23 protein-coding genes and 1 pseudogene are annotated in these 24,964 nt (G+C 64.0%); 9 read left to right on the top strand and 15 right to left on the bottom strand.

Annotated elements, in window-relative coordinates; translation table 11 throughout:
• Positions 1-188: 188 nt before the first annotated feature.
• On the bottom strand, positions 189-923 hold the full coding sequence (locus tag QSU92_RS07705; RefSeq protein ID WP_289265602.1) for a hypothetical protein: 735 nt from the start codon (positions 921-923) through the stop codon (positions 189-191).
• A 379-nt stretch (positions 924-1,302) separates the two neighbouring features.
• On the opposite strand from QSU92_RS07705, the gene QSU92_RS07710 reads away from it, so the two are divergent.
• Positions 1,303-2,400, top strand: coding sequence for a DUF3644 domain-containing protein (locus QSU92_RS07710; RefSeq protein WP_289265603.1), 1,098 nt, complete (start codon positions 1,303-1,305; stop codon positions 2,398-2,400).
• Between the two features lie 440 nt (positions 2,401-2,840).
• Here QSU92_RS07710 and QSU92_RS07715 read toward each other — a convergent pair whose 3' ends face one another.
• Positions 2,841-5,243, bottom strand: a complete 2,403-nt coding sequence (locus QSU92_RS07715; RefSeq protein WP_289265604.1) for a site-specific integrase — start codon at positions 5,241-5,243, stop codon at positions 2,841-2,843.
• 359 nt (positions 5,244-5,602) lie between these two features.
• On the opposite strand from QSU92_RS07715, the gene QSU92_RS07720 reads away from it, so the two are divergent.
• Positions 5,603-6,211, top strand: coding sequence for a DinB family protein (locus tag QSU92_RS07720; protein WP_289265605.1), 609 nt, complete (start codon positions 5,603-5,605; stop codon positions 6,209-6,211).
• A 142-nt stretch (positions 6,212-6,353) separates the two neighbouring features.
• On the opposite strand, the gene QSU92_RS07725 is transcribed toward QSU92_RS07720, so the two are convergent.
• The gene (locus QSU92_RS07725; protein WP_289265848.1) at positions 6,354-7,499 is read right to left on the bottom strand and encodes an MFS transporter; all 1,146 of its coding nucleotides are present in this window, start codon (positions 7,497-7,499) and stop codon (positions 6,354-6,356) included.
• A 133-nt stretch (positions 7,500-7,632) separates the two neighbouring features.
• Between QSU92_RS07725 and QSU92_RS07730 the strand changes: the two are divergent.
• Positions 7,633-7,752: pseudogene (locus tag QSU92_RS07730) on the top strand (sugar O-acetyltransferase); the annotation flags it as partial.
• The gene (locus tag QSU92_RS07735) at positions 7,727-8,326 is read left to right on the top strand and encodes a TetR/AcrR family transcriptional regulator (RefSeq protein ID WP_333783458.1); all 600 of its coding nucleotides are present in this window, start codon (positions 7,727-7,729) and stop codon (positions 8,324-8,326) included. The pseudogene QSU92_RS07730 and the gene QSU92_RS07735, both read left to right, overlap by 26 nt.
• Positions 8,327-8,625: 299 nt before the next feature.
• On the opposite strand, the gene QSU92_RS07740 is transcribed toward QSU92_RS07735, so the two are convergent.
• From QSU92_RS07740 to QSU92_RS07770, 7 genes are all read right to left on the bottom strand, one after another.
• Positions 8,626-9,564 (bottom strand): aldose 1-epimerase family protein, encoded by a 939-nt coding sequence (locus tag QSU92_RS07740; RefSeq protein ID WP_289265606.1) that lies wholly within the window; start codon positions 9,562-9,564, stop codon positions 8,626-8,628.
• 155 nt (positions 9,565-9,719) lie between these two features.
• Positions 9,720-12,326, bottom strand: a complete 2,607-nt coding sequence (locus QSU92_RS07745; RefSeq protein ID WP_289265607.1) for an ADP-ribosylglycohydrolase family protein — start codon at positions 12,324-12,326, stop codon at positions 9,720-9,722.
• Between the two features lie 20 nt (positions 12,327-12,346).
• Positions 12,347-14,005, bottom strand: a complete 1,659-nt coding sequence (locus QSU92_RS07750; RefSeq protein ID WP_289265608.1) for an alpha-amylase family protein — start codon at positions 14,003-14,005, stop codon at positions 12,347-12,349.
• Positions 14,006-14,047: 42 nt separating this feature from the next.
• Positions 14,048-14,893 carry an extracellular solute-binding protein gene (locus QSU92_RS07755; RefSeq protein ID WP_289265609.1) on the bottom strand — a complete coding sequence of 282 codons (846 nt, stop codon included), beginning with the start codon at positions 14,891-14,893 and terminating at the stop codon, positions 14,048-14,050.
• A complete protein-coding gene (locus tag QSU92_RS07760) occupies positions 14,799-15,335 on the bottom strand; it encodes an extracellular solute-binding protein (protein WP_289265610.1) in 537 nt (178 codons plus the stop codon). The genes QSU92_RS07755 and QSU92_RS07760 overlap by 95 nt, the downstream gene beginning before the upstream one ends.
• Positions 15,336-15,371: 36 nt before the next feature.
• A complete protein-coding gene (locus tag QSU92_RS07765; RefSeq protein WP_289265611.1) occupies positions 15,372-16,271 on the bottom strand; it encodes a carbohydrate ABC transporter permease in 900 nt (299 codons plus the stop codon).
• On the bottom strand, positions 16,268-17,203 hold the full coding sequence (locus QSU92_RS07770) for a carbohydrate ABC transporter permease (RefSeq protein ID WP_289265612.1): 936 nt from the start codon (positions 17,201-17,203) through the stop codon (positions 16,268-16,270). Before QSU92_RS07770 ends, QSU92_RS07765 begins: the two co-directional genes overlap by 4 nt.
• A gap of 96 nt (positions 17,204-17,299) precedes the next feature.
• On the opposite strand from QSU92_RS07770, the gene QSU92_RS07775 reads away from it, so the two are divergent.
• On the top strand, positions 17,300-18,331 hold the full coding sequence (locus QSU92_RS07775) for a LacI family DNA-binding transcriptional regulator (protein WP_289265613.1): 1,032 nt from the start codon (positions 17,300-17,302) through the stop codon (positions 18,329-18,331).
• A 523-nt stretch (positions 18,332-18,854) separates the two neighbouring features.
• Here the strand turns inward: QSU92_RS07775 and QSU92_RS07780 are convergent.
• Positions 18,855-19,520 carry a hypothetical protein gene (locus tag QSU92_RS07780; protein WP_289265614.1) on the bottom strand — a complete coding sequence of 222 codons (666 nt, stop codon included), beginning with the start codon at positions 19,518-19,520 and terminating at the stop codon, positions 18,855-18,857.
• Between the two features lie 272 nt (positions 19,521-19,792).
• Here QSU92_RS07780 and QSU92_RS07785 point away from each other — a divergent pair, with 272 nt between their 5' ends.
• Together QSU92_RS07785 and QSU92_RS07790 are read left to right on the top strand one after the other, a co-directional pair.
• A complete protein-coding gene (locus QSU92_RS07785) occupies positions 19,793-20,038 on the top strand; it encodes a hypothetical protein (protein ID WP_289265615.1) in 246 nt (81 codons plus the stop codon).
• Positions 20,035-21,009 (top strand): zeta toxin family protein, encoded by a 975-nt coding sequence (locus tag QSU92_RS07790; RefSeq protein WP_289265616.1) that lies wholly within the window; start codon positions 20,035-20,037, stop codon positions 21,007-21,009. Before QSU92_RS07785 ends, QSU92_RS07790 begins: the two co-directional genes overlap by 4 nt.
• 281 nt (positions 21,010-21,290) lie before the next feature.
• Here the strand turns inward: QSU92_RS07790 and QSU92_RS07795 are convergent, their stop codons facing one another.
• From QSU92_RS07795 to QSU92_RS07810, 4 genes are read right to left on the bottom strand one after another with little or no spacing between them, the layout of a single operon-like run.
• A complete protein-coding gene (locus QSU92_RS07795; RefSeq protein ID WP_289265617.1) occupies positions 21,291-21,542 on the bottom strand; it encodes a hypothetical protein in 252 nt (83 codons plus the stop codon).
• Between the two features lie 20 nt (positions 21,543-21,562).
• Complete coding sequence (locus tag QSU92_RS07800; protein WP_289265618.1) at positions 21,563-22,510, bottom strand: hypothetical protein; 948 nt, start codon at positions 22,508-22,510, stop codon at positions 21,563-21,565.
• A 6-nt stretch (positions 22,511-22,516) separates the two neighbouring features.
• Positions 22,517-22,819, bottom strand: a complete 303-nt coding sequence (locus QSU92_RS07805; protein WP_422880426.1) for a glutaredoxin family protein — start codon at positions 22,817-22,819, stop codon at positions 22,517-22,519.
• Positions 22,816-23,058 (bottom strand): helix-turn-helix transcriptional regulator, encoded by a 243-nt coding sequence (locus QSU92_RS07810; RefSeq protein ID WP_289265619.1) that lies wholly within the window; start codon positions 23,056-23,058, stop codon positions 22,816-22,818. The genes QSU92_RS07805 and QSU92_RS07810 overlap by 4 nt, the downstream gene beginning before the upstream one ends.
• A 112-nt stretch (positions 23,059-23,170) precedes the next feature.
• On the opposite strand from QSU92_RS07810, the gene QSU92_RS07815 reads away from it, so the two are divergent.
• Positions 23,171-23,773 (top strand): hypothetical protein, encoded by a 603-nt coding sequence (locus QSU92_RS07815; RefSeq protein ID WP_289265620.1) that lies wholly within the window; start codon positions 23,171-23,173, stop codon positions 23,771-23,773.
• The gene (locus tag QSU92_RS07820) at positions 23,766-24,932 is read left to right on the top strand and encodes a site-specific integrase (RefSeq protein ID WP_289265621.1); all 1,167 of its coding nucleotides are present in this window, start codon (positions 23,766-23,768) and stop codon (positions 24,930-24,932) included. Before QSU92_RS07815 ends, QSU92_RS07820 begins: the two co-directional genes overlap by 8 nt.
• The last annotated feature ends 32 nt before the right edge of the window (positions 24,933-24,964 follow it).

Here is a 24,964-nt window from a genome sequence, read left to right on the forward strand (position 1 = left end):
GCACCCTGATCGGTCATTGTTCCGTTCGGTCATACGTTTATGGCCGGGAACTGCCTACGGGATTAGCGCGCCCGACACGGGCCCGTGCGGTGAGCGACGCGTCTGCGAACACGGATATGCCGTTGAGCGTTGGACTCCCAAACCACCACTGGGCCGCTATCAGCACGTGCCGCCGCGTAGCGGGTGCCCTAATTGCCGCCAGTGCCAAGCTGTTTGACGAACTCGTCTGCGCCCACATCGATGGCTTTTGTGGTTGCGGCGGTCGCGCCTACCCAGAACAACTTCAGAGCGGCACCCCAGAATCGCTGGGCTCGAGTGGGGTTGTCCTTGGCGTCCTTGACCGCTTGTCCGAATAAAACGCCAGCTAGCTCAGTGCTCACTCGGCGCATGAGAGCCGTCCCGAAAACGTCGGCGTCGTTCAATGCTTGTTCCAGTTCAGTTGCCAACGCGAGCAGATATCCGCGCGACTCACGGTCCAGATCGGGGTAGTCCGTAAGCAGTGACCTCACGATGCCGATAGATTCACCCACCGTCGCGCGGAGATCTTCAGAATCGGGCACGCCGACGTTCATCGCGTGAAGGACGTCTGACAAAGAGCGCAACTGGCCGATGGCATTCTCATCGATGATGTGGCGCCCTTGGCTCGTCGTGCTTCTGAATGGGACGGTGTATCCGCCGATGGCTCCGTAGATCGCTGGCAGATGACGGCGATAATGACTTGTAGGACGGCCGTTCTGCTCCAACATACCGAGCGCTCGTTCGACCTCACGAACAAGATCGAGGGCCCGCGCGTGGTGGCTCCAGAACATCACATCGGTCGCGGGATCGCCAAGTTCCCGAACACCTTCTGCGGTTGCACCCGGTGGTACCACACGCCACTGTTCGAGAAGATCAGCGAGCGCTGCAGCCGCGTCTTCCATCATGACGGCAAGCCTAGCGAGCGTCGTAGTCACGGCACGGTTTACGAGTGCCGTTCCGTCGAGTTTGGTCGATCGCGACGACAAGACGAGAAAGCCCCAGCTCATGTCGCCACGCAAGTCTCAGCGAGCGCCTCGTAGTGCCGCCGCTTATCGGTCGGCCCCGTACCCGGCGCGTGCATGGATGCCGGCCGCGCGCCTGCCGCCGGGCCGCAACAGCACCTCGTGCGTGCAACTCCCGGTTAGCGATCGATCGGAGAGCAGTTCGTCGCACCTCACATCCACCTCGCGGATTCGGGTCCGAGGCGGCCAGGAGATCGCCGCGTCGAAGCCCGGTCACCGGCCAGGCATGGTGTGCTGAGATTCCATCGCGAGGGGGAACAGCATGCGCCTACGACGCCAAACGGTCCTGTTTCGGGACACAGCAATCGAGTCGCTGACTCTGAGCATTGAGTTGTTCAACCGACCATCGCCGCTGGCAAGGAATCACGCGGTAGTGATGATGCTGGCTCATGCATTCGAGATGATCCTGAAGGCTGTCATTTATCAGCGGCGGGGGCGGGTCCGCGACAAGGGCGATGAGCTAACGCATAGCTTTGCGCGATGTATCGCGATCGGCGTAGACGACCTGCAAGTCCTCTCGCACGACGAGAAGGCTCTCCTGCTCGCGGTGAAGCAAGATCGCGACTGCGCTACGCACGACACCATCGCGATGAGCGAAGACCTTCTGTGGATCCACATGAGGGCCGGGATCACGGTACTGCGACGTCTGCTCCGAGACGAGTTCGACCAGGAGCTCACCGAGCAACTCCCGGGACGCGTCATCCCCGTCAGTGCAGCTCCTCCACGAGACCTAGGTGCACTCATCGAGCAGGAGCTGGCTTCGGTCAAGGCGTTGCTGGCGCCGCGAACGCGAAAGACTCCTGAGGCACGAGCGCGTCTGCGACCGTTGTTGAGCCTCGACGGCGCTGCTACCGGGCGGGAAGACCCGCCTACCGAACAAGAAGTGTCCCGCGCGGAATCGGCCCTCCGAGCAGGGAAGGACTGGCACAACGTGTTTCCGGGCCTCGCGGAGCTGCATATCTCAGAACCTCGGCCCGGCACCGATGCCCAAGAGGTGGTGTTGCGTCTCGGGCAGGATCGCGAGGCCGTGCCAGTTCGCCGTGCAAGACCCGACGAAGCTGCGCTGACGTATCGGACAAGCAATCCATTTCGCGAGTTCGGGATCAAACTGAGCGACTTTGGCGCGAAGCTCGGGCTGAATCGTAATCAGGGTCTCGCTCTAATCGAGCACCTGAACCTGAAGGCTGACGATCGCTCCTATTTTGTTGAACGGACTGCGACCGGCAATGTTGCGTTCCAGGGCCTAAGCGCGCGCTCGCTTGAACTCGCTCGTAGCGCAATAGCGGCTTCGGACTTCGACATCGATGCGATCACCGCCACGTATAACGACGCTCGCCGTCACGCGCGAAATCGTCGGTGACGACGAGGTCAAGCAGATGTCTACCCGGGTGAGGGTGACAACCACTTCACATTCGCTACGACGATCTCGCTGTCCGATTCAGGCAACATCGACGAGAATCTCGAGGTGGACGAGGGCTTAGGCGACCGGCTCGGCGGTTGACGCCTGGCATTCGGTTCACCGAGTTTCATATACCGACCGGTAGCGGGTTCGCAGCTGAGCTCACGCTCGCTCGAGGGCGCCGGATCGTGCGCAAGCTGTTCACCACGGGCATTCCACTTTTGGGCAAGGGCGTGCGCGTCACGACCGGCTTACGTTCAGCGATCGAGGTTGGCTCGCGTCGCTCGCCCGGCGAGACGACCGGGTCGATGAGGTCTTCGACGATCACCGGCTACCCTCGGAGCGAGTCCAATCCGCGCCCCCGACGATCCGGGCCTGCCGCGGTCCGAGCGCGAGATCGGCTACCGTCGGGCGCGCCTTTCCGCCGCTCTTTCTGCACCTCGTCGGACGGTCGCCAAGGAACGTTCCCAGTCCGCGGCGAGCATCGCCCACGAGAACGGGAGTGGATCGTCGCCGAACGGCCAGCATTCCCCTAGATATCGCATGAACGTCTCTGCCCGAAGGATCCGATCCTCGATATCAAAAACATCGCGGATTTCGCCTCGGGTGGTCGGATCGAGGATCGGCGTGTCGACAATCACCGCATCGACGTACGGGAAATTGCTCGCCAGCTTTTTGTGCAGGTATCCGCCGGCCGGAGTGATCCGAACAAGTTGGCCAGTGTCTGCGTGATCGGAAACCTCGAGCAGGAGGCCGGCGAGCGCTCGTTCAACCCCGAACTCGATTTGCTCGGGCAGGTACCCTAGCGCCTGCAATTGGCCTGTCGTAGACCGCAGGTCAGTGAATCCGCCCGATTCACGCTCACCAGCTTGCTGGACTGTCGCAAGCAAGAGCGGCAGGAGGAAGTGCTCCTTGGCGTCGCTCGACGACACCGAGAAGAGATTCGGAACGGGGGAAGTGTGCGGGTCGTAGTACTTGTGATCGCCGTAGAGAATCGCGCGGATGAACTCGTGCAAGGGGACCACGTACGGACGACCGGTCTTGTGAGCGTCGAGCACTCGCGAAGTCTGAACGTACCCGCTACCAACAAAGGTGGACACAAAGTCGAGCGCGCGTCGGGTGTTCCCGGAACTCAGATTGTCGACCAACTCCACTAGAGGCTCATTATTTGCGAAGGCGTCGAGCAGGACGTCGATGTAAATGATAAGACTCTGCGAGTCGAGAGTGAGTCCAGCCGGAAAGCCAGGTAGCCGGCCCGCCTCCATGAGTTCCCTGCGTGCAAACTCAAGCCTCTTCGTGATCACGAGGTCGCTGCGCGGGGGTGAAACCGTGAACACACGAGGTTGGTATGCCGCGAGGGCGCCTGTCCGCCGCGATTCGTGGAAGGTATCGGGGCGCAGCGACATGAAGACGGAGATTGGCCAGGTATCCGCGAGCGACTGGCCAGCGATGAATATCTGGTCCTGAAACGAGGGCTGGTGCTGATCAACGTTGTCGAGGACGATTACGAAGTTCATTCGCCTCGAAGCTTGCAGATAAGTCAGCGCACGTCGCGAGTGTTCATACCTGTCGGACAGATGGCCCGAGAGCATTTCGATCTCTCGCACGCGGAACGCATCAGGGCTCGTCTCTGCGAGCTCCCCATATATGCCGCGGCCAAAATCTGCCAGCTCCTTCTTGTAGACCGCGCGAACGAACCCGCGCTCCTGAACGTCAATATCGTGGTCGTCACGCAACACCGATGAGACGGTGGTCACGATGTAATCGGAGACGTCCTCGACTAGACCTGAGTGCTTCAGAAAATCGACGTAGAAGACGATAGTGCGATCGAGAATGTCCTTTGCGTCGACTCGAAATAGATGCTTCAGGAAGATGCTCTTGCCCACCCCGACGTCACCGACAAGGACGATCGGGCGCCTCGTGATCGCACCGGCAATCACGTCGTCCGTCAGCTTCGAGTTCGGGCCCCTACGGTCTCTGGCCGACTCGGTGTTCACCACTCCGCTGAGAACCTGGTACCTAGTTCGGAGAATCTCCTTGCTGACCACTGCGTACTGCGAAAGCGCGCCGCTAGAGCAGTAGCACTGAGTAAGGAACTCGTCGGTGATAGTTTCCTCGCGTACGACATCTTGAATGAACAGATCGCCCAGGATTCGGAGGTCTGTCTCCATCTCGCTGCCGATCCGATACCCGGGATATGAGCTGATGCGACTTGATAGGGGTGGTGGCGGTGGTAGCGTCGCGACACGCGCCGAGAGTGCCCGCACGAGATCTCCACGCTGCACTCCCGGGTATGACAGGAAGTCCCACAGCTCATGGGCCACATTGAGCATGTCTTCGAGGCTTGCGTAGTAGATCGCGCGGCCTTGCGTCGGCCTTTGGCCGTCGGATCGGCTGCCCAGAAACAGCAGAAGTTGGTAGCCGTTGGAGAGTACCGCGATCCCGACCCCGGACTTTTGGCAGTAGCCGAGAACCTGATCGACCGCGTCCTTATTGGAGGTTGAGTACGCACGCACCGTACTCAGGTCGGTAGTTCCGGATGTGCTGCCTGCGGGCATCTCGAAGGTCCGACCGGTCCGCTTGGCCTCCAGGACAACTCGGGCGTGAGGAGCGCCGAGCGTGTAGTCCGTGTAGTCGCCCTCGACGTGCTCTTCACAGGAGACTTGGCCGTCCGGCCAACCGAGCACGTCCTTGAGGAGACCGTCGATGATGTTGCGGCGAGTCGTTGCTTCGTTGAGATCGACGTCTCCCAGGCGTTCCGCGAGCGCACGCAACGCCTCACGGCCCCGTTCGAACTCCGACACCGCTAGCGCTCCTCACTTCAAGTGCCCCGTCGAGCAGTGACGTGTGACTGCCGGACTGCAATATATCGTCCCCCGTATTCGGCATGATCCGGGTTGCTGCAATCGTGACGGCGTGTCGCTGCTTGGCTTTCTAACCTAGTCACGCGGAGCCTCGCCGCACGCGACGAATTGGTGCGCGGGAAGTGCCCGTAAGGGGATCCTGTCGACCCATCGGTTGGATCCGAGACTCATTCGACTCCTCGGTTACGTCCGCCCTCGGCCGGCGTGATCGGAGTCCGGCTGTGTCAAGGCGGTAGCGACCGCGTTCTGTGTCGTGCTCGTCTTGAGCGACGGGAATCGCAGTTTCAAAGGAGAGTGAAGTGAACGAGATTGAGACCTTCATACGCGCCGATCGTGTGCTCGCGGACGTCATCACTTACATCCCGCCCGACCTGATGAAACAATCTCTCCCCACCGGCTTCCCCACGCGCGACAACAGCACCTACACCTATCGGCAGATGTTGAACTACCAGGCCTACGACGAGGCGTGGATTCCCGACATGATGGCCGGCCGCACCCTCGACGATGTGGGTCAAGACGTTCATGGCGGACCACTCGACAACGATCTTCTCGGAACTGATCCGTCCGGCCGCTTCCGCGACCTCGTGGAGAAGTCCATCGCATCGGTGCGCGAACTGAGCGAGTCCGAACTCGACACCCGGACAGTTCATTACACCTATGGCGACTACCCGCTTCGGGAGGCGCTTTGGCACGCGATCGTCTTCCGAACGACCAGAGCCTTCGATTACGCAAGAGTGATCGGAGCGGGCGCCGTTCTACCCGACGACCTCGTCGAATCGGTGTGGGCAATCGTCGAACCCCACGCGGAGGAGTGGCGCAGCATCGGGGTCTTCGGTCCAGCCGTCGATATCGACGCACAAGCACCCCTCCAAGATCGACTTATGGCAATCACCGGGCGCCATCCGTAACGCCCGATCGGCCACGAACGAGGCATCAACGATCCGGGGCAACGCCCAGCATTCAATGCAGAGCCGACCCCGTCCGATCCACGCCCGATTAGGGATCGCAGCGCGCGTCAACTTCGCAGGTATCTCGGCCGATCAGCCTCGTTCACTCTCTTGTCGAGCGCACCTGCTCGCGGCGCCGTACGAGGCGGTTGAGACTCTCGGACATGAGCAGGCCCACACCGACCAATGAGGCGAGGAAGAGCGGGAAGATCCACAGGCCGGTCCAGGTCGAGATCACGCCGAAGAGCGGCGGGATGAACGTCGAACCCGTGTAGGCGGCGGCCATCTGGATCCCGACGATCGCCTGCGAGTTGCGACGGCCGAAGTTGATCGGGGTCGAGTGGATGATCGCGGGATAGATGGGAGCACATCCAAGACCGAGGATGACGAGTCCGACGAGCGCGATGGCATTCGGCTGCGGCACCGCGAGGAGCACGGTTCCCGCGGCAACGGCTAGGAAGCCGCCGCGGATCATCCAGCGGTCACCGACCCGGTCGGCGACGAACCCGGCGGTGAATCGACCTGCCGTGACCCCTAGGAGGAAGAGCGACGCGAATGCGGCCGCGGTCGCGACGTTGACCCCGCGATCGGTCACCAGGTAGGTCGATGCCCACAGGATCGCCGTACTCTCCAGCGCGCAGTAGGCGAAGAACGCGGTCAGGATCAGGACGACGCCGGGAATGCGGATCGCGCGCGCGAGGGGAACATGGGTATGGCCCCTCTTCGCCTCGCCGTCAGCGCCGAACCCATAGTCGGCCTCGTCGTCCGCAGCGGCAGAGGCGAGGGGATTGACCCTGCGCCACAGCGGGATGCTGATGAACAAGACGAACGTGAGGATGACCTGGAGGAGCCCGACGATGAAGTAGGCGCTCGACCAGCTGTCACCGCCTGCAAGCGCGAAGCTCATGATGAAAGGACTGATTGAGGCGCCGAGACCCCAGCAGGCGTGCAGCCAGTTCATATGGCGCGCGGCGTAGTGGAGGGCGACGTAGTTGTTCAGTGCGGCATCCACCGCACCCGCGCCGAGCCCGTAGGGGATCGCCCACAGGCACAGCATCCAGAACGAGTTCGACGCGGAGAATCCGACGAGCGCGGCCGCGGTCATCGCGACGCTGACCGCGGTGACCAGACCGACTCCGAAACGACGAGTGATCCTTTCCGATGCGAGGCTCGAGAGGATGGTGCCGCCCGCGATGATCATCGTGATGATCCCGGCGAAAGCGATCGGGACCCCGAGGTCTTGATGCATCACGGGCCATCCGGCGCCCACAAGGGAATCGGGCAGGCCAAGGCTGATGAAGGCGATGTAGATGATCGCGAGGAGCAGCGAATATACGGTTTCGGCGACTTTCGGTTATGCGGGAGCGGAGTGCGATCACGATGGCGTGACCATCGGGAAGGACTCTGTCATCGGCGCCGGATCCGTAGTCACCAAGGACATCCCCGCCGGCGTCGTCGCGGTGGGCAATCCTGCCCGTGTCATCCGCACGATCGGCCAGTGAGGTGCCGCCGCCAGACCGACCCGCAGGTTCTCGGCTCGGCCGCCGAAACGACCCCGACCGACGCGACCGGATCATCGACGCGTGCCTCGGAGTGCTGTCACGCGAGGGTGTGGCCGGCACCTCTCATCGAAAGGTCGCCGCCGAGGCCGGAGTTCCGCTCGGCGCGATGACCTACTACTTCGACAGCATGGACGAGCTCCTGCTGGCGGCGTTCACGCGATTCGCCCAAACGATCAGCGCCCGATTCGAGCAACGCATGGCCACCGCGACCGATGCGGCCGCCGCACGCGAGGCGGTCATCGCCATCATCCTCGAAGACGTCTTCAATGACGACCGCGAGCTCGTCCTCTCGCACGAGCTATACACGCTGGCTGCCCGTCGGCCCGCATACCGCTCGATCACCACAGCGTGGATGAAACGCAGCCGCACCGCGCTCGAGCGGCACTTCGACCCGGCCACCGCCCGCGTGCTCGACGCACTCATCGAAGGACTCACGATCCACCGCGCCCTCGATTCTCAACCAGGGGACAGCCGCGACGTTGAACTCGCCGTCACACGCATCGTGATGGAGTGAGACCTGGCCCCGGCGGTGGCCCATGCTGTCGAGCGTCCCGCCGGCCCGGAACGGCCCTCCCCACCGGCCGCTGAACCACCCCCGGCGCTTGCCCGCAGAGGGCTGCCATACGCACGCGGTCACAAGCACTCACCAGCCACCTCATCCGCGCCATGCACGTAAAGGGATCGAGAAGGGTCGACCGCAAGGAGTCAATCCGAGAATCCGTGGCACGGGGACGTCAACCGTTCGGCCCGATAGCAACTCGGCAGCCGCATTCCTGATCCCGCAACGCAATCCGGGCTCCCGCTTCGTGGTGTTCAGGTTATCGCAGCGATCCGCCATGAGGCGGTGTGGGTCGCTCCTGGTTCAAGACGAATTAGGCCGGTGTCGTAAGGGTAGAGGTCATCGTTCAAGGCGTCGGGGGCGCATGTCATGGGTTCGACGGCCAGTCCGCGCCGGGTGATCGCCGGGTCGGGGTGGTCGGCGGTGTGGATCTGCACCCAGGGGCAGGAAGTGTCCCATGTCATCTCGACCCCGGGTCCGTCGTCGCGAGTGAGGCGAACCGTTGCGAGATCGTCTGCGTTCCGACTCAGGCCGGTGTACGCGTGGTCGATTGCGCTGTCACCGATGAGTCGCGGAGCCCGGTAGTCGAACCGGTCCGGCTGGTGTGTCGCTACTGGCTGGAGGTCGGTTGGAACCAGTCGGTCAGAGGTGACGTCCAGGACATGGGTGGCGGCGAGGTGCAAGATCCATTCATCGATCGTCCCGTCGCCTGCCACCAGGTAGGGATGAGGTGCTGTTCCCCACGGAGCTGTCGTGTCCGTTTCGTTGCGTGCCGTCACTGATTGCCGAAGCCCATCGGAATCCAGAGTGAAGGTCGTGTCGACGACGACGCGCCAGGGATATCCGGTCTGAGGCTGGATCACCGTCCGCAGCATGACGTGGCTTGGTCCTTTGCCGACGGTTTCGTAGTCCCGCCACGCCGCCAGACCGTGAAGGGCATGGGACCGGTTGGGCTCGGTGAGCGGCAGCTGATGTTTGACGTCGCCGAATCGGTACTTTCCGTCAACGACCCGGTTGGGCCACGGGGCGAGGGTTGCGCCGCGATATGCAGGTCGAACCTCGTGAGCGCTGAAGGGTACGACGAGATTCGAGCCGCGGTAGGTGAGCGAGCGGAGGCTGGCGCCGATGCTGGTGACGAACGCCTGGTAGTCGCCGGCCCGTAGGGCGTGCTGTGCGCCAGAGGGGGACTGCATGGGCATCCTTCGCGCTCTTGTCGATACGAATGAAGTGGCTCCTAAGCTGGCGGACTTGAGCGCCGGCCCCGCGACGGTTGCGCGGGGCCGGCGGGCCGGTTGGGGTCCTCGGCCTTCGGCGCCTGGGGTACGCCGACTTTTGTAGTGAGCGGTGGCTACTGCTTGTAGACCTTGATCCCGTCGATGGAGCTCCATTGCCCGCCCGCCGCGTTCGAGTACAGCCCGATCTGGAGCTGACCGTTGCTGACGGGGATTCCTGAGATGGTGATCCTGCGCCAATGCGGGAATCCGGCTGAGGGGAGGTCGGCTTTCATCTCCGGCGCGCCAGTGGCGTAGCCCTTCGCGCTGAGGAAAGCTGCGCTCTGACCCCCGCTGCTCATTGCCCAAGCGGTCACGGTGTACGTGCCGTTGCTGAGGCCGGTGAGCGTCTGGGATGTGTAGACCTCGTACGGAGAGGATTTGGCATGGGTGAGCCGGTTGCTGCCCGTAAATCCGCTGCCCTCTGTGTAGTCGGCATCTGCGTGGGTGCCGGAGGCACCGGGCCACGTGGTCCATCCGGACGGTGTTCCCGTCGGACCGCTGGCATCGAAGTCGGCGTTGGTGACGTTGACTGAAGTGAGCGGCGCAGTGTGCGGCGTGGGATACGGCGCGAGCTCGATCCGGTCGATCTCGGCGTAGCTGCCATCCGCGGGCTTGGTGAGGCGGATGGTGTTGCTTCCCGCGTTCAGATCGACGGGGACCGCCACGGTGTTGCGGGAGAAGCTTCCCCAGCCAGCAGTTCGGGGCAACGGGATTCTCGCTGTGGTTGTGCCGTTGACGGCGAGCTGTGTAGCGCTGAAGCCGCCGGTTCCATTGGCGTAGTGAATCAGGAGCCGCTGCTCACCGGCCTGGGTAGCGCTCACAGCGAACTGGACGTAGTTCCCTGCGGCGTCGAGCCCTCCCACGTATTCGCCGCCGGAGGCAGAGCCTCCAGTCCGCACATCTCCACCGGCGATCGAGGCGTCTTCCGCTTCGTAGGTGACGGGGGTTTGTGAGACCCGGAACAGCTTCACATCGTCGATCGCGGCATACCCGTTGTTGGGGGAGGAGGGCATGTGGAGCCCGATCCGCGCGGTGCTCGTCCCGCTGACGAACTCGACGGACCGGAGCACCCATTCGCGGTCCTCGATCAGGGTGGAACCGACCACGTCAGCGAACAGCTCGCTTCCGCCGTTGGTGTCCAGGAACAGCCGCGCTGCGACGTCGGACTGCACGAACGCCTCGAGCCGATACCGTTGCCCGGGAACCAGTCCGCTCACCGTGGTGGCGAGCCTGACTTCGTCCACGCTGCTGTCGGTGAAGACGGTGCCCTTCCACTGACCTGACAAGGCCGTGCCGTTGTCCTCGGCGAAGGCGTTGGGTGATCCCGTGTCGGTACCGACGGTCGTCTTCGTCCAGCCGGCGAGAGTGCCGTGCTCGAAATCGTAGTTGTTGATCAGGATGTCGACGGGCGGGGCGATGTCCTGACCGTTGATCGTGTAGGTGGTGGCGCCGACACTTCCGCCGCGTGCGATGATCTGGTCTTCGGCGTTGGCTTGGTAGAGCGCCGCGAGGGAGTCCCAGGACTGGCTGGTCGGGTAGTTGGCGGCGATGAACGGATCGAATCCGGTCACGGTGTCGTTGATGTAGCGCCCGTTGCCGTTCTGGTAGATGCGGTCCTTGAAGGCTTGGGGCGTCCCGGCCATTCCCTTGATGATTCCCATGAGACCGCCGACGGTGGCCGCGGTGCAGTCGGCGTCATTTCCGCTGAGGGAGGCGATCTTGATGGTCTCCACGTAATCGTTGCCGCCGTAGAGGATCGCGATCATGGCGGCGCCGTTGTTGCGATCCGGGAGCGCCAGGTTGTTGTCGTTCTGGTAGACATTGCGCACGAATTGCATCAGCTGCCCTTGGGCCCACCGCCAGTCCGAAGGGTTCTGGGCATGCAGGGCGACGACCTTGTCGTAGATGGCGCGCGGCCATCCTCCTCGTGGCAGGACCTTGACCGCCTCGTGAAGGACGTCCCGCGCGTCGGTGGCGAAGTACCCCAGTGAGTACATCGTCGTGAACAGGGAGGCCCATTCCACGCTGTCGAACTCAGTGGTGATCTGCCCGAAGCGGTCGCCGAGCGCGCGGGCGGTTTCCGGCATCCCCGGAGCGACCATACCCAGCGTTTCGGTTTCGATATAGCCCTCGGTGAGCCAGAAGAACCGGTTGTACTCAGCCTGCCCGGTAGCCGGGGCGTAGAAGTTGTCCTGCCGCATCGTGTCGTTGGCGATCTTCCCGGGGCCGAAGTCGCGGACGTCGTGCTCGACCCATTCCCGCTTGATGTCCCCGAATGACACGTCCGGGCCGCTGGCGTCCAGGACATGCTGGAGGAAGAAGTCCACGTGGTAATCGTCGTCGCTGCCCAGCTCGTTGGATGCGAAGTTGGGCGCTCCGAGCCGGTCGTAGCCCGGGTATCCGTTCGGTGTCCAACATGACGCGGGCGCGTCGCCGGAGTATGGGCCTTTGGTGAGTTCGAAGCAGGAGTCCGGCATCGGGTTGGCCCCGTAGGTGGGGTGGAACTCGTACCCGGAGAGGAAGCCCCCGACCTGCCCGATGATGCCGGCGAGCGTCTTGTCGGCGTAGGACGCCTTTGTGATAGTCAGGGTGGCGGCGTCTGCTGGCTGGGCGGCTGGGGCCGCCACCAGCAACGCAATGCTGGCGGCGGCCGTGGCGGCGACGGCGATGGGCTTCTTCATTGAGGCTCTCCTTCGAGCGTCTAGTGGGGATCGGTGAGGAACTCGTTGGTGCGCTTGCCTGCGAACAGGTCTGCGTAGGTGCGGGCGTCCTCGAGGATGCGCTGCACCTTGTCGGGTGCGGCGCTGATGGAGTCCCGCACGAGGTTGAGCGTGGGGATGACTCCCTCGCGCACAGGGAGCCGCCAGGCGTCGACCCATCCGGCTTCGTGTACGCCGCTGGAGCCGAACGCAGGGTCGCCCATGCTGACGTGCCCGAACATCCGGTTGGTGCGGGTGAACAGGTCCGCGTCGGGTTCGTCGTGCAGGGTGGGCACGTAGTGGCGGTGGCCGGCTTGCACGAGGGGGATGTGGTCGGCGATCGCGTCGAACCACCCCTCGCCGCCGATCATGAGGCCCGGGATGGCGGCATGGATTCCGTCAACGAGAGCGCGCAGCCCTTCGGTGGTGTCTCCTGCGGGGTCGTTGCCGTGCATGGCGGAGATGTCGAGGAAGGCGGCGTCGAATCCGAACTGCTGGTGATTGCTGCTGATCTGGTCGATGAGGTGAGCGCGCCACGGCGCGTAGGCGGGGTTGATGAGCGCGCCGCCAGCGAAGTCGTAGGTGCGGGCGGAGTCCCAGTCCACTGATCCGACGGCGGGGAACCCGCCCGCCGTGCGCAGGATGCCCGGCTCGCCCCAGCGTTCGAATCCTGGGAGGTCGCGGGCGGCGATGTTGGCGCCATACATCGGCATGATGTGGACGCCGAGCTCGTGGGCGCCGTCGATGAGGCGCTGGTACCCGTCGTCGCCGCCGAGTCGAGGGTCGGCGCCGTATCGCCCGTACCAGCGGTAGTAGCGTCCCTCCCAGCCGGGAAGGTATGCCAGGACGCGGCTTCCGCCGATTTGCGCGCTGATGTCGCTGAGGCGGTCGAGCATCTCGGCGTAGTCGTGGAACACGTACCCGGTGAAATGACGGCCGTGCAGTCCCACGACCAGCGACACCTCATGCATCCAGTCAGGGACGTCGGCTCGCTCGCCCCATTCCGTCGCCGCGTATGCGGTCTGAATGTGGATTCGGTGCCGTTCCATCAGGGTGTCCAGCGACTGGCCTGCGGAGATGCGCCACGCAGGAGCGTCGAAGGCGGACGCCGCTGTCTGCGCGTCCGCTTCAACGTGCAGCTCGACGTTCATGCGGGTGGTGTCGCGGAAGTCCGGGATGAAGGCGAACCGTTTGATGCGGGGATGATCATCCAGTGAGCGCACGGCGAGGGAGCCGGGTGCATCGATCGCGAACAGCGGGCTGGCTAGGTCGAACCATCCGTCGGGGTACTTCAGCAGCCGGCCGCTGTCCGGGATTGAGAGGCGGCCTTCGCGGACGCCGATGATGTCTCCGACTGGCTGGTCGTGGATGGTGACGGCGATCGAGCGGATGGCGTCGGAGTGTGTGGCGCTCACCCGTACGTCGAGCTCACCCTCGAGGGGGGTGAGCAGCACCTTGAGGGTGCCGGGGGCAGTTTCCTGCCCGCCTGCCCAGCTCAGACGGTCCGCAGTGATCCGGGTCCCCTCGTCATCGGTCGTGGTGACCCGGACACTGTCGGGGTCGATGCCGAAGACGTTGTCGAACGTGTGCAGGCGCACGCTGATCTTTCCGACGGGTGTGTCGAAGAGAGGGTGGGGCCAGGGGAAGCTGAGGTCCATCATGAGCTGGGCAGGTTCTTTCGTTTCGGGTAGGGCGGGTGAAGGTCAGCCGCCGAGGCGGGAGTCGAACGCGGACTGGGTGGAGCCGATCGCGCCGTCACCCTCTCCGTCGATCACCCACGAGCGGATCAGCTGCAGGAAGGGACCGGTCGGGTCGATGAACACGGCGTTGTAGTACGGCGTGTTCGGGACGTCCGCGATGGCGATGAGCTCGTTGGCGATGACCCGCCGCGGGTCGGCGGCCGTGTTCGGGTTGTCGATCAGGTCGGAGCGGACGACAAGGCTTCCCGCCTCCGCGACGATGTCCGTCTGCACTTCTTCGCTCATGCTCCATTCGATGAAGTCCCAGGCCGTGCCGGCGTTCTTAGCGCCCACCGGGATGCCGACGACGTCACCGCCGACGAATGCTGCCTGGCCGCCGTCTTCACCGGGGATCGGGGTGACGCCGAAGTCGGGCCCGTCGGCGCCGAACAGTCCGATGCCGAAGCTGCCGAGGGACACCATGCCGATCTTGTTGGACTGGAACGAGGTCACCCAGGTGGCGCCGTTGTCGTCCTTGGCGCTGGGCGGGATGAGGCCCTCGTCCCACATCTGCTGGTAGAAGTCGAACGTTGTCGCGACGGCAGGGTCGTCGAGCGTCGCCTCGGTGCCGTCCTCGTTGAGAACGTTGCCGTCGTTGGCCCAGACCCACGGCAATGTGCCGTACGCGTTGCAGCCTGCGCAGTTACCGGCGAAGTAGAAGCCGTAGGTCTCATCTCCGAGAGCCGTGATGGCCCGTGCGGCCTCGAGCACCTCGTCATAGGTGGTCGGGGGTGCTTCGGGGTCGAGACCGGCCGCTTCGAACAGCTCCTTGTTGTAGTACAGAAGCGAGACATCCAGTTGGTGGGGCACGCCATAGACGGCGTCGCCCGCGCTCGAGATCTCGACCGCGGCAGGGGCGAGCCTCGTCGCGGTATTCAAGACCGTCCACCTGAGCGGTGATGTCCTGCAGCAGGTTCTCTGTGACGAGCGCCTGCGCGTTGGCGATGTCGACGACGGCGATGTCTGGGACGTCGCCGGAGCGGACGGCCTGAATGAATTTCTGCACGTACTGTGCGTCGGGGATCGCGACCAGTTCGATCTCCCGGTCAGGGTTCTCGGCGTTCCAGGCTTCGACGAGCTTCTCGTCGAGAGGGGCGTCGGCGGCGCGCACCCACAGTGTCGCGGGGCCGTCACCCTCAGGCTCCGTTGCTGCAGGGGCGGGCGTGGCCCCACCGGCGCATGCAGTCAGCAGTCCGAGTGCCGTGAGGGTTGCCGCAACGGCGAAGATGCGGCGGGTGCTGTGTGTTCTCATTGGTGTTCCTTTCGGGTGGGGTGGGTGACTGCGGTGTCAGCCCTTCACCGCGCCGGCGGTCAGACCGGCGACGTAGTAGCGCTGCAGGATGAGGAAGACGATGATGCAGGGGACAGCCGAGACGATCGCGCCGGCTTCGAGGACGCCCCAATTCAGCGTCCCGAATGCGCCCGACTGAAGGTTTGCAAGTGCGACTGGGAGGGTGAAGGCGTCCTGCCGGGTGGTGAAGATCAGCGCGGCGAGGAACTCGTTCCAGGCGTTGAAGAATGCGTAGATCGCGACCGTGGCGATTCCGGGGACGACCATGGGGGCCATCACCCGCACGAGGGTCGTCCATGTGGACGCGCCGTCCATGATCGCGGCTTCCTCGATGCCGTCGGGGATCGCCGAGAACGCGGCACGCATCGTGAAGACCCCGAACGGGAGGATGAACGACGTGTAGACCAGCACCAGCCCGAAGATCGAGTTAGTGAGGGAGAGCTGGTCGAGGATCGCGTAGAGGGCGGGAATGATCGACTGGAACGGGATCATCAGCGTGCTGAGCAGCACGATGAACTGCACGCCTGCTCCGCGGAAGCGGAACCTGGCGAATCCGAATCCGGCGAGAACGCTCAGCAGGGTGCCCAATAGGACGGTGCCCAGTGATGCTCCGACGCTGTTGAGGACGTAGCCCCACATTCCCGCGTCCGCCAAGAGCTGGTAGTTCTCGAGGCTCGGCCGTTCAGGCAGATAGGTGGGCGGCACCTGGGCGAACTCCGCGGTGCCCTTGAACGAGCTGATGAACAGCCACAGCAAGGGGGATGCGAACAGCAGCGCGACGATCGAGGCGACAACGTAGAAGCTCGCGGACCGAAGGAAGTGACGCGGTCGAGGCGAGCGCTTCGACGCTGGCGCAGTCACGGGCGGTGCGGCCTCTCGGGTGAGGGTGGCGGTCATCGGTCGTCTCCCTGGCGAAGGATGCGGAACTGGACGATGGTCAGAAGCAGAAGGATCACCATCAGCACCACAGACAGGGCGGCCGCGTAGCCCAAGTCGAAGTCGATGAACCCGGCCCGGTAGATCAGATAGACGACGGTGACGGTGGAGGAGTCCGGGCCGCCCTGGGTAAGGATGAAGAACTGATCGAAAGCCAGATAGCTGCTGATGACGGTGAGGATGAGCACCAGGGCGATCGTGGGCTTCAACAGCGGCAGAGTGATCGACCCCAGCCGACGCCACCAACCTGCCCCGTCGAGCTGCGCGGCCTCGTAGATGTCCTCCGAGATGGCGTTCATCCCGGACATCAGCAGCAGCATCGTCAGCCCGACCGTCTTCCAGACCACGAGGATGATCACGATGGTGAAGGCCAGGCCGAAGTCGCTGAACCATGAGATCGGTGACTCGATGAGGGCAAGATCTCCCAGCGCCGCGTTGACTACGCCGATCCGGCCGTCCAGGATCCACAGCGTCATGTAGCTGGCGGTGGCAAACCCGATCACCACGGGAACCACATAGACGGTGCGGAACACCGACACGCCGCGCCGAGGAGTCGAGACAAGCAGTGCCAAAGCGAACCCGACGATCAAGAGCACGACAGTGACGACGACGGTGTACAGCGTTGTGAAGCCGATCGCCTGGTACAAGCCTGCATCCGCGAAGGCCCTGGCGTAGTTGTCGACGCCGATGAAGGTGAGCTCACCGAGTAGGGAGTAGTCGAAAAACGAGATCACAACCGTCCAGATCGTCGGCGCGACGAAAAGCACGACAACCAAAGCCATTGCCGGGGCCACGAACAGCCACCCGGCCCGCTGCCTGCGTCGCAAAGGGTTGGTCGCTTTCGGCGTGCGCCGAGGACGAAGGATGCCCGGAACATAGGGCGTCGTTGCCATGGATGACTCGCTTCAGAAGGATTTACGAAATCGTTGTCGTAAGATGGACATGACAAGTAAGCCACGAAATCGTTATCGTGTCAAGCGGAGGTACGAATGCCCGAACAATTGTCAGCCGCCGCGCCGAGAAGAGTGACGCTGAAGGATGTCGCCCGCGCCTCGGGAGTCACGGCCTCGACGGTCTCGAAAGTGGTTAACGGTCGCCGGGACGTTGGTCCGGAGGCAAGGCAGAGGGTTCTCGACACGATCGATCGTCTCGGATTTCATCCGAACTCGGTCGCCCGGGGACTGCGCATGCAGCGAAGCGACACTCTTGCGATCGTGACCGACGACCTAGAGGGCATCTTCACCAATGCAATGATGCGCGGTGTTGAGGACGCCGCTTCCTCGGCCGGCTTCGGGGTCTTCCTCTGCAACTCGTACGGAGACCGGGACCGCGAGCAGCTTCAGCTTCAACGACTGCTGGACAAACGAGTGGACGCACTGATTTTCATGTCCGGCAACCGCGTCGGTCGCCGGCCCGAACCTGCGCTGCCCCTCCAGGGGACCCCCTACGTGTACCTCTACGAATACGGCGACGCCCAAGTCTCCACTGTCTTGCCAGACGACGTCGGAGGAGGAGCACTGGCCGCCACTCACCTCGTCGACGCGGGCGCGAGCAGAATCGCCTTCATCAATGGTCCGCGCGAGTGGGAAGCTACCGCCGACCGGCTGCACGGGTTCACGCGAGAGCTCACAGCGCTCGGCCACCCTTTCGACAGATCGCTCCTGCGATGGTCGCCCAGCTGGAACGCCGAGGACGGGTATTTCCTTGCGAACGAACTCATGGACATCGTTCCGGACCTCGACGCGATCTTCTGCGGAAGTGACGATCTCGCCACCGGCGCGATGGCGGCTGTCCATGACCGCGGGCTATCGATCCCCGATGACGTTCAGATCGTTGGCTTCGACGACCGGTCGCTCGCCGAACATCAACGGCCCCCGCTGACGACGATCGCCCTTCCTCTGCACCAGATGGGCCACCTGGCCGGCGAGCAGGCCCTTGCTTCCCTGGAGCGCACCACAGCGCCTGCCGTGTTCCGAGTTCCGTGCGAACTCGTCGTGCGCAAGTCGACGCGCGGCGGCTGAGCGACGCGACACGCGCGCTGTCACGGTGAGCGCGGCGGGTTAGCTGCGGCGGCAGATCCGGCCCACCCAGGAGGACCGTATGGCGCACGGTCGTTCCCGCTTCTGACTGACCACCGCACGTGGACGCCTCCCGGAAACCAAGACTTTGGCAGCAGGACAAACGCATCCTCACCCGCGTCGCAGTCGGCCTCGAAAGCGAACACTCGTAATCGAGAAGCGCCGTGCAGGCTGTCCGGGAATGAATGACCGGGGGTTCAGATGCCCGTGCACGGTGGGGATTGTGTGCGCATACCGGCCCCCAGGCGGCACGCCCATCCGATGCGGCATCGGCGGCCGATCGACGCGATCACCACGAATGCGCGACGGGCGTCCCCAATCGGGCCCAGGCCCGCAAGGGGATGCCAACCGCGGCCGCTCAGGCCGGCTCGCGACCCGCCCCGTACGGGCATTGCACGGATGGGGATCCTCGGTGCGGCACGTAGCGGGAGGCAGAGCAAGCCACCGAATCCGCGGTGCGTGCGGTCTAGCGTGCGGGGATCGCGCCGGGGTCGTCGCCGATTGAATAGACGATGCCGTGCAGATCGGTGAGCGCGTCGATGTCTTCCTGTGTGATGTTCACCGCGGCCGAACGGTTCCGCAGGAACTGGATCAGTTCATGGTCTGCCCACGTGAGCCTGTCGAGGTATGTGCTGAAGCTGCGTCCGCTGGCGCGGGCATAGGCGAGGGACGACTCCGTGACGTCCCCAGGCCTACGGCCGATGACTACCTCGAGGTCGATGTCACCGAGTTCTTGAACGTCGGGGTCTAGGTAACTGCCGAACACGCGGAGCCGTTCGATGAAGCGAATCCGCTGCGGGTCGGCGTTGTACGTCTTCGCGCGCTCGATCACTCCGCTGAGCAGCCGCTCGGCCGTTGCTCGCTTGATCGGTTTCCCGAAGCTCGCCATGCTCAGAGCGTTGCCTTTGAGTGTCGTCGTCCACCACATGCGGTTGTCGTTGTGGCTGGCGACTGGCTCGAGGAATCCTTCAGCGGCGAGGCCTTGGACGGCCGTTTCCGCATCGATGTCGAGGCCTTCGAGGTACGACGCGGCGGAGGCGGCGGTGCGTTCGACGAGGCGATAGCGACGCACGACGTCGCGGGCGATCGACGCTGGCAGCCCACCAATGATGTCGGACTTCTGAACCCGCATCAGTACTCCTTCAACACGTCGTTGCGTCTACTGCAAAGGCGCGACCATGTTCTCATCTCACACCTTCGCCAGCAGCGTTCAGGTTCGCCAAGTCCGAAGACTGAACAGCGCCCGTCGCACCTAGAGCCTCACGACCGCGGATGCGCGAGAGCGGCACCTCTTCCGTTCGTTGCCCGATTAGTGGATGGGCTTGCGGCCGCGCGGATCCGGATCGCGGCTCTCCGAGATCACGAACTCCGGCGGAAGAGTGGCTCGCGCTTACACTTGGGGCCATGCGTCCGCCCGCCATACCATCCGGCTGGCTCTTGAGCACCATTGCGCAGTTCGACGCACTCACCGACCTCGCCAACCTCGTGATCGCGCGCCTAGCGGAGGCTGCCGCGGACGGCAACTCGGCCGCGTCGAATGAGATCATCTGGCTGCGTGGCGGGTTGAGGGAAGTCGATCCGCGAGATGCGACCTCCATCACAACGCTTGCTTCTTCGTTGTCTCAACGCGCTGCCGAGTTGGGACCATGAGCGGCATCAACCCGGTCCCGTTGATCTTCGCCGGTACCGAACCGAGCCCCGCGCCGGAGCTCATGCTCGTCGTCGGACAACCGGGCGCGGGAGCACAGAGTCTGATTTACGCCCTACTCAGCGAGCACGCCCCCCGTTTTGCCAGCGTCGCCGCCGAGGACTTTGCCGCGTTTTATCCGGACTTTCTCGAGCTCGCCACTTGGCGCCCACTGGACGCCCCTGCGGCTATGGCCCCGCGAGTGGCTGAGTGGATCGGCGCGACCCTCGACTACGCGCGCACTGCTCGGCGGTCGCTGCAGTTCACAACGAGCGTGAGCACCCCGGCGCCTGCGATCGGCACGGCCGCGGCTTTCAAGGCGGACGGGTTCTCAACGCACCTTGTAGTTGTCGCCACTCCACGTCACGAAAGTCTGTTGTCAACAGCCTCCCGCTACCTGAACGCTCGCCGTCTGCGACTACCGGCCCGGTTCACGGATCGCGCCGCGCATGACCGCGGCTTCGCCGGCACCCAAGCGCTTGCCCGGGCAGCCGACGATTCCGCTGACCTGGACCGAGTGACTGTGCTCGATCAGACCGGCCGGCGACTATTCGACGCCACCCATCCGGATGGGCTGGCCGGCGTCGCTGAGGTGGTCAAGGTGGCACACGCTGCACCGGTTTCGGTCCTCGAGGGTGCCCGATGGTTCGGGGAGCTACGCGCGATCACCGACTTCGCGAGGCGCGCGCGTGAACTCGCGCCTCCCGTGGCTGAAGTGCTCATCGAGCTGCACGAACTCGCGCGGACAGAGGTCCTACCGCGCATGCCCGTGCCACCCGATTCGTCCTTTGTGGTCGAACAGGTGATGCGTTTGCGCTCCGAGATCGACGCGCTCTCGCGCGAGCTACCAGAATCCGCTCGATCGATCGAGCGGATGCAAGAGGCCGGGCCAGTGGTGTCGCCCGCACCGTCGCGGGGTGGGCCGTCGCTGTAGGCACCGTTGCTCAGTCGTCCCCCTCGCTCCGATAACCAGCTCGCCTAGCGGTCGGGCGGGGCGCAGTGCCCGAGAGCGCACGGTTGCTAAGCGGAGCCGGCGCGCAGCGTCGCGCGGAGTCTGCAAAGAGTGAGCGTCGGGAACGGAGCCGTGCGCGACCGCTACAGTCTCGCGTTCGGAGCGATGGTCGTAACGGGCACATCGGGTCGATGGCTCCGGCCCTTATCTGCGCCTGGCTATTCTCCTGCACTAGCGAACGCGGCCGCAGACGCCGACCCGCGCTACTGCGACCGACTCTCCCACTCCTCGATGAACGCGCGTCGGTCGGCGGTCGGGTTAGTGATCAGAAGCTGGATTCTGCGGGCCAGCGCCTCGGCATCAACTCCCTCTTTACTCGACAGCGGCTCGACGCACCACGCGACGTCCTCTTCTACGGTGTACCCGGGTTCAGTAGCCGACCGGGAAGGGTGGTAGCGGAAGGCGCATTCGGCGACGCGAAAGATGAGTTCCTCGACATCTGCGCGGTCGATCATGCAGGCTCCTTTGGTCGTTGTCATCGTCCCATCTCCCGAGTCTGCGCGTGACTGCGTGTGGGACGCGGAGCGTCGTCGCTCGCCCGGGGAGCGCTGCGCGACGAGTGGCGAAGCTGGTCGTTAATCGCACGCGCGATGGCGTCGAGTCGCTCGTCTTCTCGTTCGCGAGCAACGCTGGCGTCGGAGCGTGCTGTGGGTTTCGAACGCCCCGGAGCGGTGGAATGACGATACTCGGCGCGGGCGCGCGCGCAGTCTCGTTGAAAAGCGGCAAGCAGCTCGACTGGCGTCCCCAACTCCCCAAGCATCGTCTCAATCTCGGCGGTTGTCCGTGATCGCGTGAAAAACATCGTCGCGGCGAAGCGATTGGCGTCGCGTTCAGCCTTCGCGGTGCGATGAACGCGGTAGGCGGGAAGTCCCGCGTCGAGACGTCGCTTCTCTCTCGCTCGCCACACCCGCTGCTTCTCCAACTGCGCGTCACGGTTGCGGGCGTAGTACTCCCGGCGACGTGCTTTGACCTGCTCCGCGTGGTTCTCGTAGTAGCGGGCGGCACCGACGCGCTTCTGCTCCGGGTCGGCGCGGTACTTCTCGCGCAGCTTGGCATTCTCCCGATCCCGGTGCCCGTCGCGCCATCGCTTGTTCCGCTCCCGCTTCGCTAACCGGAAGCTATCGGGGTCCGCCGCGCGCTGTGCCGCCCGGTACTGACGCTGCGCCTCGAGGTGGCGTTCGCGGTTTTCCGCGTACCAATCGCGGGCCCGTGCGCGGGCTGCCGCGCGGCGCTCCTCATCAGCGCGTTCCTTGTCACGCCTGGCCCGGTCTCGTTCGCGACGCCGGGCCTTGCTTGCCTCGCTCCCGCGGTCATCGCGATACCGCTTGACCTTGTCGGGGTTGGCTTGCTTCCACTGCTTGAGTCGTTTAGCTTTGCGACGGGCGCGGGCCGCAGCATCTGAGTCACTGGCTTCCGTCGCCATGACGTGTCACACCCGCCCGATTGGCGAGCCCGTTGTCGGGCCGCAGTCCGGCTCGCCGTCGATACGAGCGGCGAGCTGAGTGAACAGGTCAGGCCGAAACCCCGACCAGTGCATGTCGGGATGCTGACCGACGACTACTACGGGCGCCTGTGAATAGCCGAGTGTTCGAGTCACCAGCTCCACCGCCGCAGGATCGGTTGAGAGGTTGACAACTTGGAAGTCGATTCCCAGTGCCGCCAATGCCCGACACGTCAGGGTGCAACGAATGCAGCCAGGACCAGTCGTGTACACGGTGACGGTTGCCATCATCGCCGCCGAAGGTTGCGGATGTCGTGCCGACAGATTTGAGCGTTGTCTTCCTTGAACTGCTCAACCTCCAATGCGTCATAGCGCACCGCTCGCCCAAGCTTGAAGAAGTTCGGGCCCCGTCGGTAGTAGCGCCAGATCGCGAGTGCATTCTCGGTCACCCCGAGCTTGGCAGCGACCTCAGCGGGGGTGAGTAGCCGACGCTCGTCTGCACTGGCCTTCCCCGTTGATGTGTTCGTCATTTCCAGCCTCCTTGCATACCCTTTCCAATGTTTGACATGAGTAGAGCATTATTTGCTATAGTCAGTCAAGGGCAATCTGCGTATGAACGACGCGGTCTGACAGACTGAGGAGGTGAAGGTCGATGTGCGCACACCTGACGGAGCGCCCATTACATGGGAAGATGCGACACTGCCCGTCGGTTCCGCGTTGCGGATTGCTCCTGCGTTTCGCGCAAGCGCCACTGACGAAGCTGTTGGTATCGAGACAACGTTGCACGCCCGATACCAGGCATCCGAGGGTCGCTACCTGGTCAGCGAGGTCAACAATCGTGCCCTCCGTGCCGACGTCGAGGTGAACAACCTCGCGCTTCGGCAGGTGCCGATCCAGGGCCTGATTCAGGCGGCGGCACCGCACTGCATCGCGCTCACTCTCGACAACGATGCTGATCCGACGGCGACGTGGACCACTGCCGCGGAATTGAGTAGCACCACCGGACGGATCATCCCCGAATGGCTAGCGAAGGACCTCGTCAAGCTAGCCAACAAGGATGCCCGGATGGACGCCATCGAGATCCTCTATGGCACCGCAGCCCTTGCCGGGCTGCCACCCGTGAGGGCCGTGCAGCACGAACTCGGAGTACCCCATCGCACCGCTTCTGACTGGATCAAGAAGGCTCGTGCCGCTGGGCGCCTGGAGGGCATGAACTACATCGTCGGCCGACAGGCGGATGGGTAGCATCCAGTCCTATTCCACGAAGGACGGCAAACGATACCTCGTCCGATACAAGAAGCCAGATCGCACTCACGGGGCGAAGCGAGGCTTCCGGACAAAGCGCGACGCCGAGGAGTTCCTGGCCAGCGTCACGGTCGCAATTAGGCAGCAGGAGTACGTCGACCCGAGCGACTCCCGCATCACTATCGGCGAACTGGGCGAGATCTGGCTCCAGGACCAGCAGGCGGTTCTCAAACCCTCGTCGATGCATCCCCTCGAGTCATGCTGGCGCGTTCACGTGCAGCCGAGATGGGGATCCATCCGTGTCAACGCCGTCCGCTACAGCGATGCCCGGAGCTGGGTCACTGAACTGAGCGAAAGACGCGGCGCATCCACCGTGATCCGCGCATATGGCATCCTCGCGTCGATTCTCGACGTGGCCGTGCGGGACCGTCGGCTCAGAGAGAACCCGGTGCGGGGGATCAAGCTGCCCCGCAAACAGCCCAAACGACGCGTGTACTTGACCCATCGACAGGTCGAGCTGCTCGCCAGCGAATCTCGATACCCAGACATCATCCTCTTTCTCGCGTACACCGGGTTGCGGTGGGGAGAAGCCACGGGGCTCCGCGTCCGCGATGTCGACCCGATGCGCCGGCGCGTGCACGTGCAAGAGAACGCCGTCATGGTCAACGGCACCGTTCACACCGGCACACCCAAGACTCACGCGGCCAGGTCCGTGCCCTACCCTGACTTCCTCGACCCGGCCATCCGCGCAGACATGCGGGGGAAGGCAGCTGAGCATCTCCTCTTCGGCGACGGCGACGAACACCTCCGGCTCCCCAGCTCCCAAGATGGCTGGTTCGCTGCCGCCGTCCGCCGCGCACGAGAGATCGACCCCGATTTCCCCTACATCTCCCCTCACGATCTCCGGCACACCGCTGCGAGCCTCGCTATCAGCGCCGGCGCAAACGTCAAAGCAGTACAGCGGATGCTCGGTCACGCCAGCGCGGCGATGACACTTGACACGTACGCCGATCTCTTTGACGACGACCTGGATTACGTCGCACAGGCGCTCAGCCGCGCTCGCGACACCCAGCGCACGATCACCGTTCCGGAGAGTTCGCACGCAGGACCCGCCGGTTATCGCGGGCCCGGGCGCAGCTACGGTCAACTCGATCGCTGACCATCGCGACGCGCAAGGCGCGCTGCGACGGA

Source organism: Microbacterium sp. ET2 (genome assembly GCF_030347395.1).
GTDB classification, from domain to species: Bacteria; Actinomycetota; Actinomycetes; order Actinomycetales; family Microbacteriaceae; genus Microbacterium; species Microbacterium albipurpureum.

What these genes read in the sequence shown, in the direction of transcription:
- QSU92_RS07795 (WP_289265617.1), bottom strand. Translation starts at nt 21,542, where the DNA reads ATGATCGACCGCGCAGATGTCGAGGAACTCATCTTTCGCGTCGCCGAA.
- QSU92_RS07745 (WP_289265607.1), bottom strand. Translation starts at nt 12,326, where the DNA reads ATGAAGAAGCCCATCGCCGTCGCCGCCACGGCCGCCGCCAGCATTGCG.
- QSU92_RS07805 (WP_422880426.1), bottom strand. Translation starts at nt 22,819, where the DNA reads ATGATGGCAACCGTCACCGTGTACACGACTGGTCCTGGCTGCATTCGT.
- QSU92_RS07740 (WP_289265606.1), bottom strand. Translation starts at nt 9,564, where the DNA reads ATGCAGTCCCCCTCTGGCGCACAGCACGCCCTACGGGCCGGCGACTAC.
- QSU92_RS07750 (WP_289265608.1), bottom strand. Translation starts at nt 14,005, where the DNA reads ATGATGGACCTCAGCTTCCCCTGGCCCCACCCTCTCTTCGACACACCC.
- QSU92_RS07820 (WP_289265621.1), top strand. Translation starts at nt 23,766, where the DNA reads ATGGGTAGCATCCAGTCCTATTCCACGAAGGACGGCAAACGATACCTC.
- QSU92_RS07725 (WP_289265848.1), bottom strand. Translation starts at nt 7,499, where the DNA reads ATGCATCAAGACCTCGGGGTCCCGATCGCTTTCGCCGGGATCATCACG.
- QSU92_RS07770 (WP_289265612.1), bottom strand. Translation starts at nt 17,203, where the DNA reads ATGGCAACGACGCCCTATGTTCCGGGCATCCTTCGTCCTCGGCGCACG.
- QSU92_RS07705 (WP_289265602.1), bottom strand. Translation starts at nt 923, where the DNA reads ATGATGGAAGACGCGGCTGCAGCGCTCGCTGATCTTCTCGAACAGTGG.
- QSU92_RS07775 (WP_289265613.1), top strand. Translation starts at nt 17,300, where the DNA reads ATGCCCGAACAATTGTCAGCCGCCGCGCCGAGAAGAGTGACGCTGAAG.
- QSU92_RS07790 (WP_289265616.1), top strand. Translation starts at nt 20,035, where the DNA reads ATGAGCGGCATCAACCCGGTCCCGTTGATCTTCGCCGGTACCGAACCG.
- QSU92_RS07780 (WP_289265614.1), bottom strand. Translation starts at nt 19,520, where the DNA reads ATGCGGGTTCAGAAGTCCGACATCATTGGTGGGCTGCCAGCGTCGATC.
- QSU92_RS07710 (WP_289265603.1), top strand. Translation starts at nt 1,303, where the DNA reads ATGCGCCTACGACGCCAAACGGTCCTGTTTCGGGACACAGCAATCGAG.
- QSU92_RS07765 (WP_289265611.1), bottom strand. Translation starts at nt 16,271, where the DNA reads ATGACCGCCACCCTCACCCGAGAGGCCGCACCGCCCGTGACTGCGCCA.
- QSU92_RS07800 (WP_289265618.1), bottom strand. Translation starts at nt 22,510, where the DNA reads ATGGCGACGGAAGCCAGTGACTCAGATGCTGCGGCCCGCGCCCGTCGC.
- QSU92_RS07785 (WP_289265615.1), top strand. Translation starts at nt 19,793, where the DNA reads ATGCGTCCGCCCGCCATACCATCCGGCTGGCTCTTGAGCACCATTGCG.
- QSU92_RS07810 (WP_289265619.1), bottom strand. Translation starts at nt 23,058, where the DNA reads ATGACGAACACATCAACGGGGAAGGCCAGTGCAGACGAGCGTCGGCTA.
- QSU92_RS07760 (WP_289265610.1), bottom strand. Translation starts at nt 15,335, where the DNA reads ATGAGAACACACAGCACCCGCCGCATCTTCGCCGTTGCGGCAACCCTC.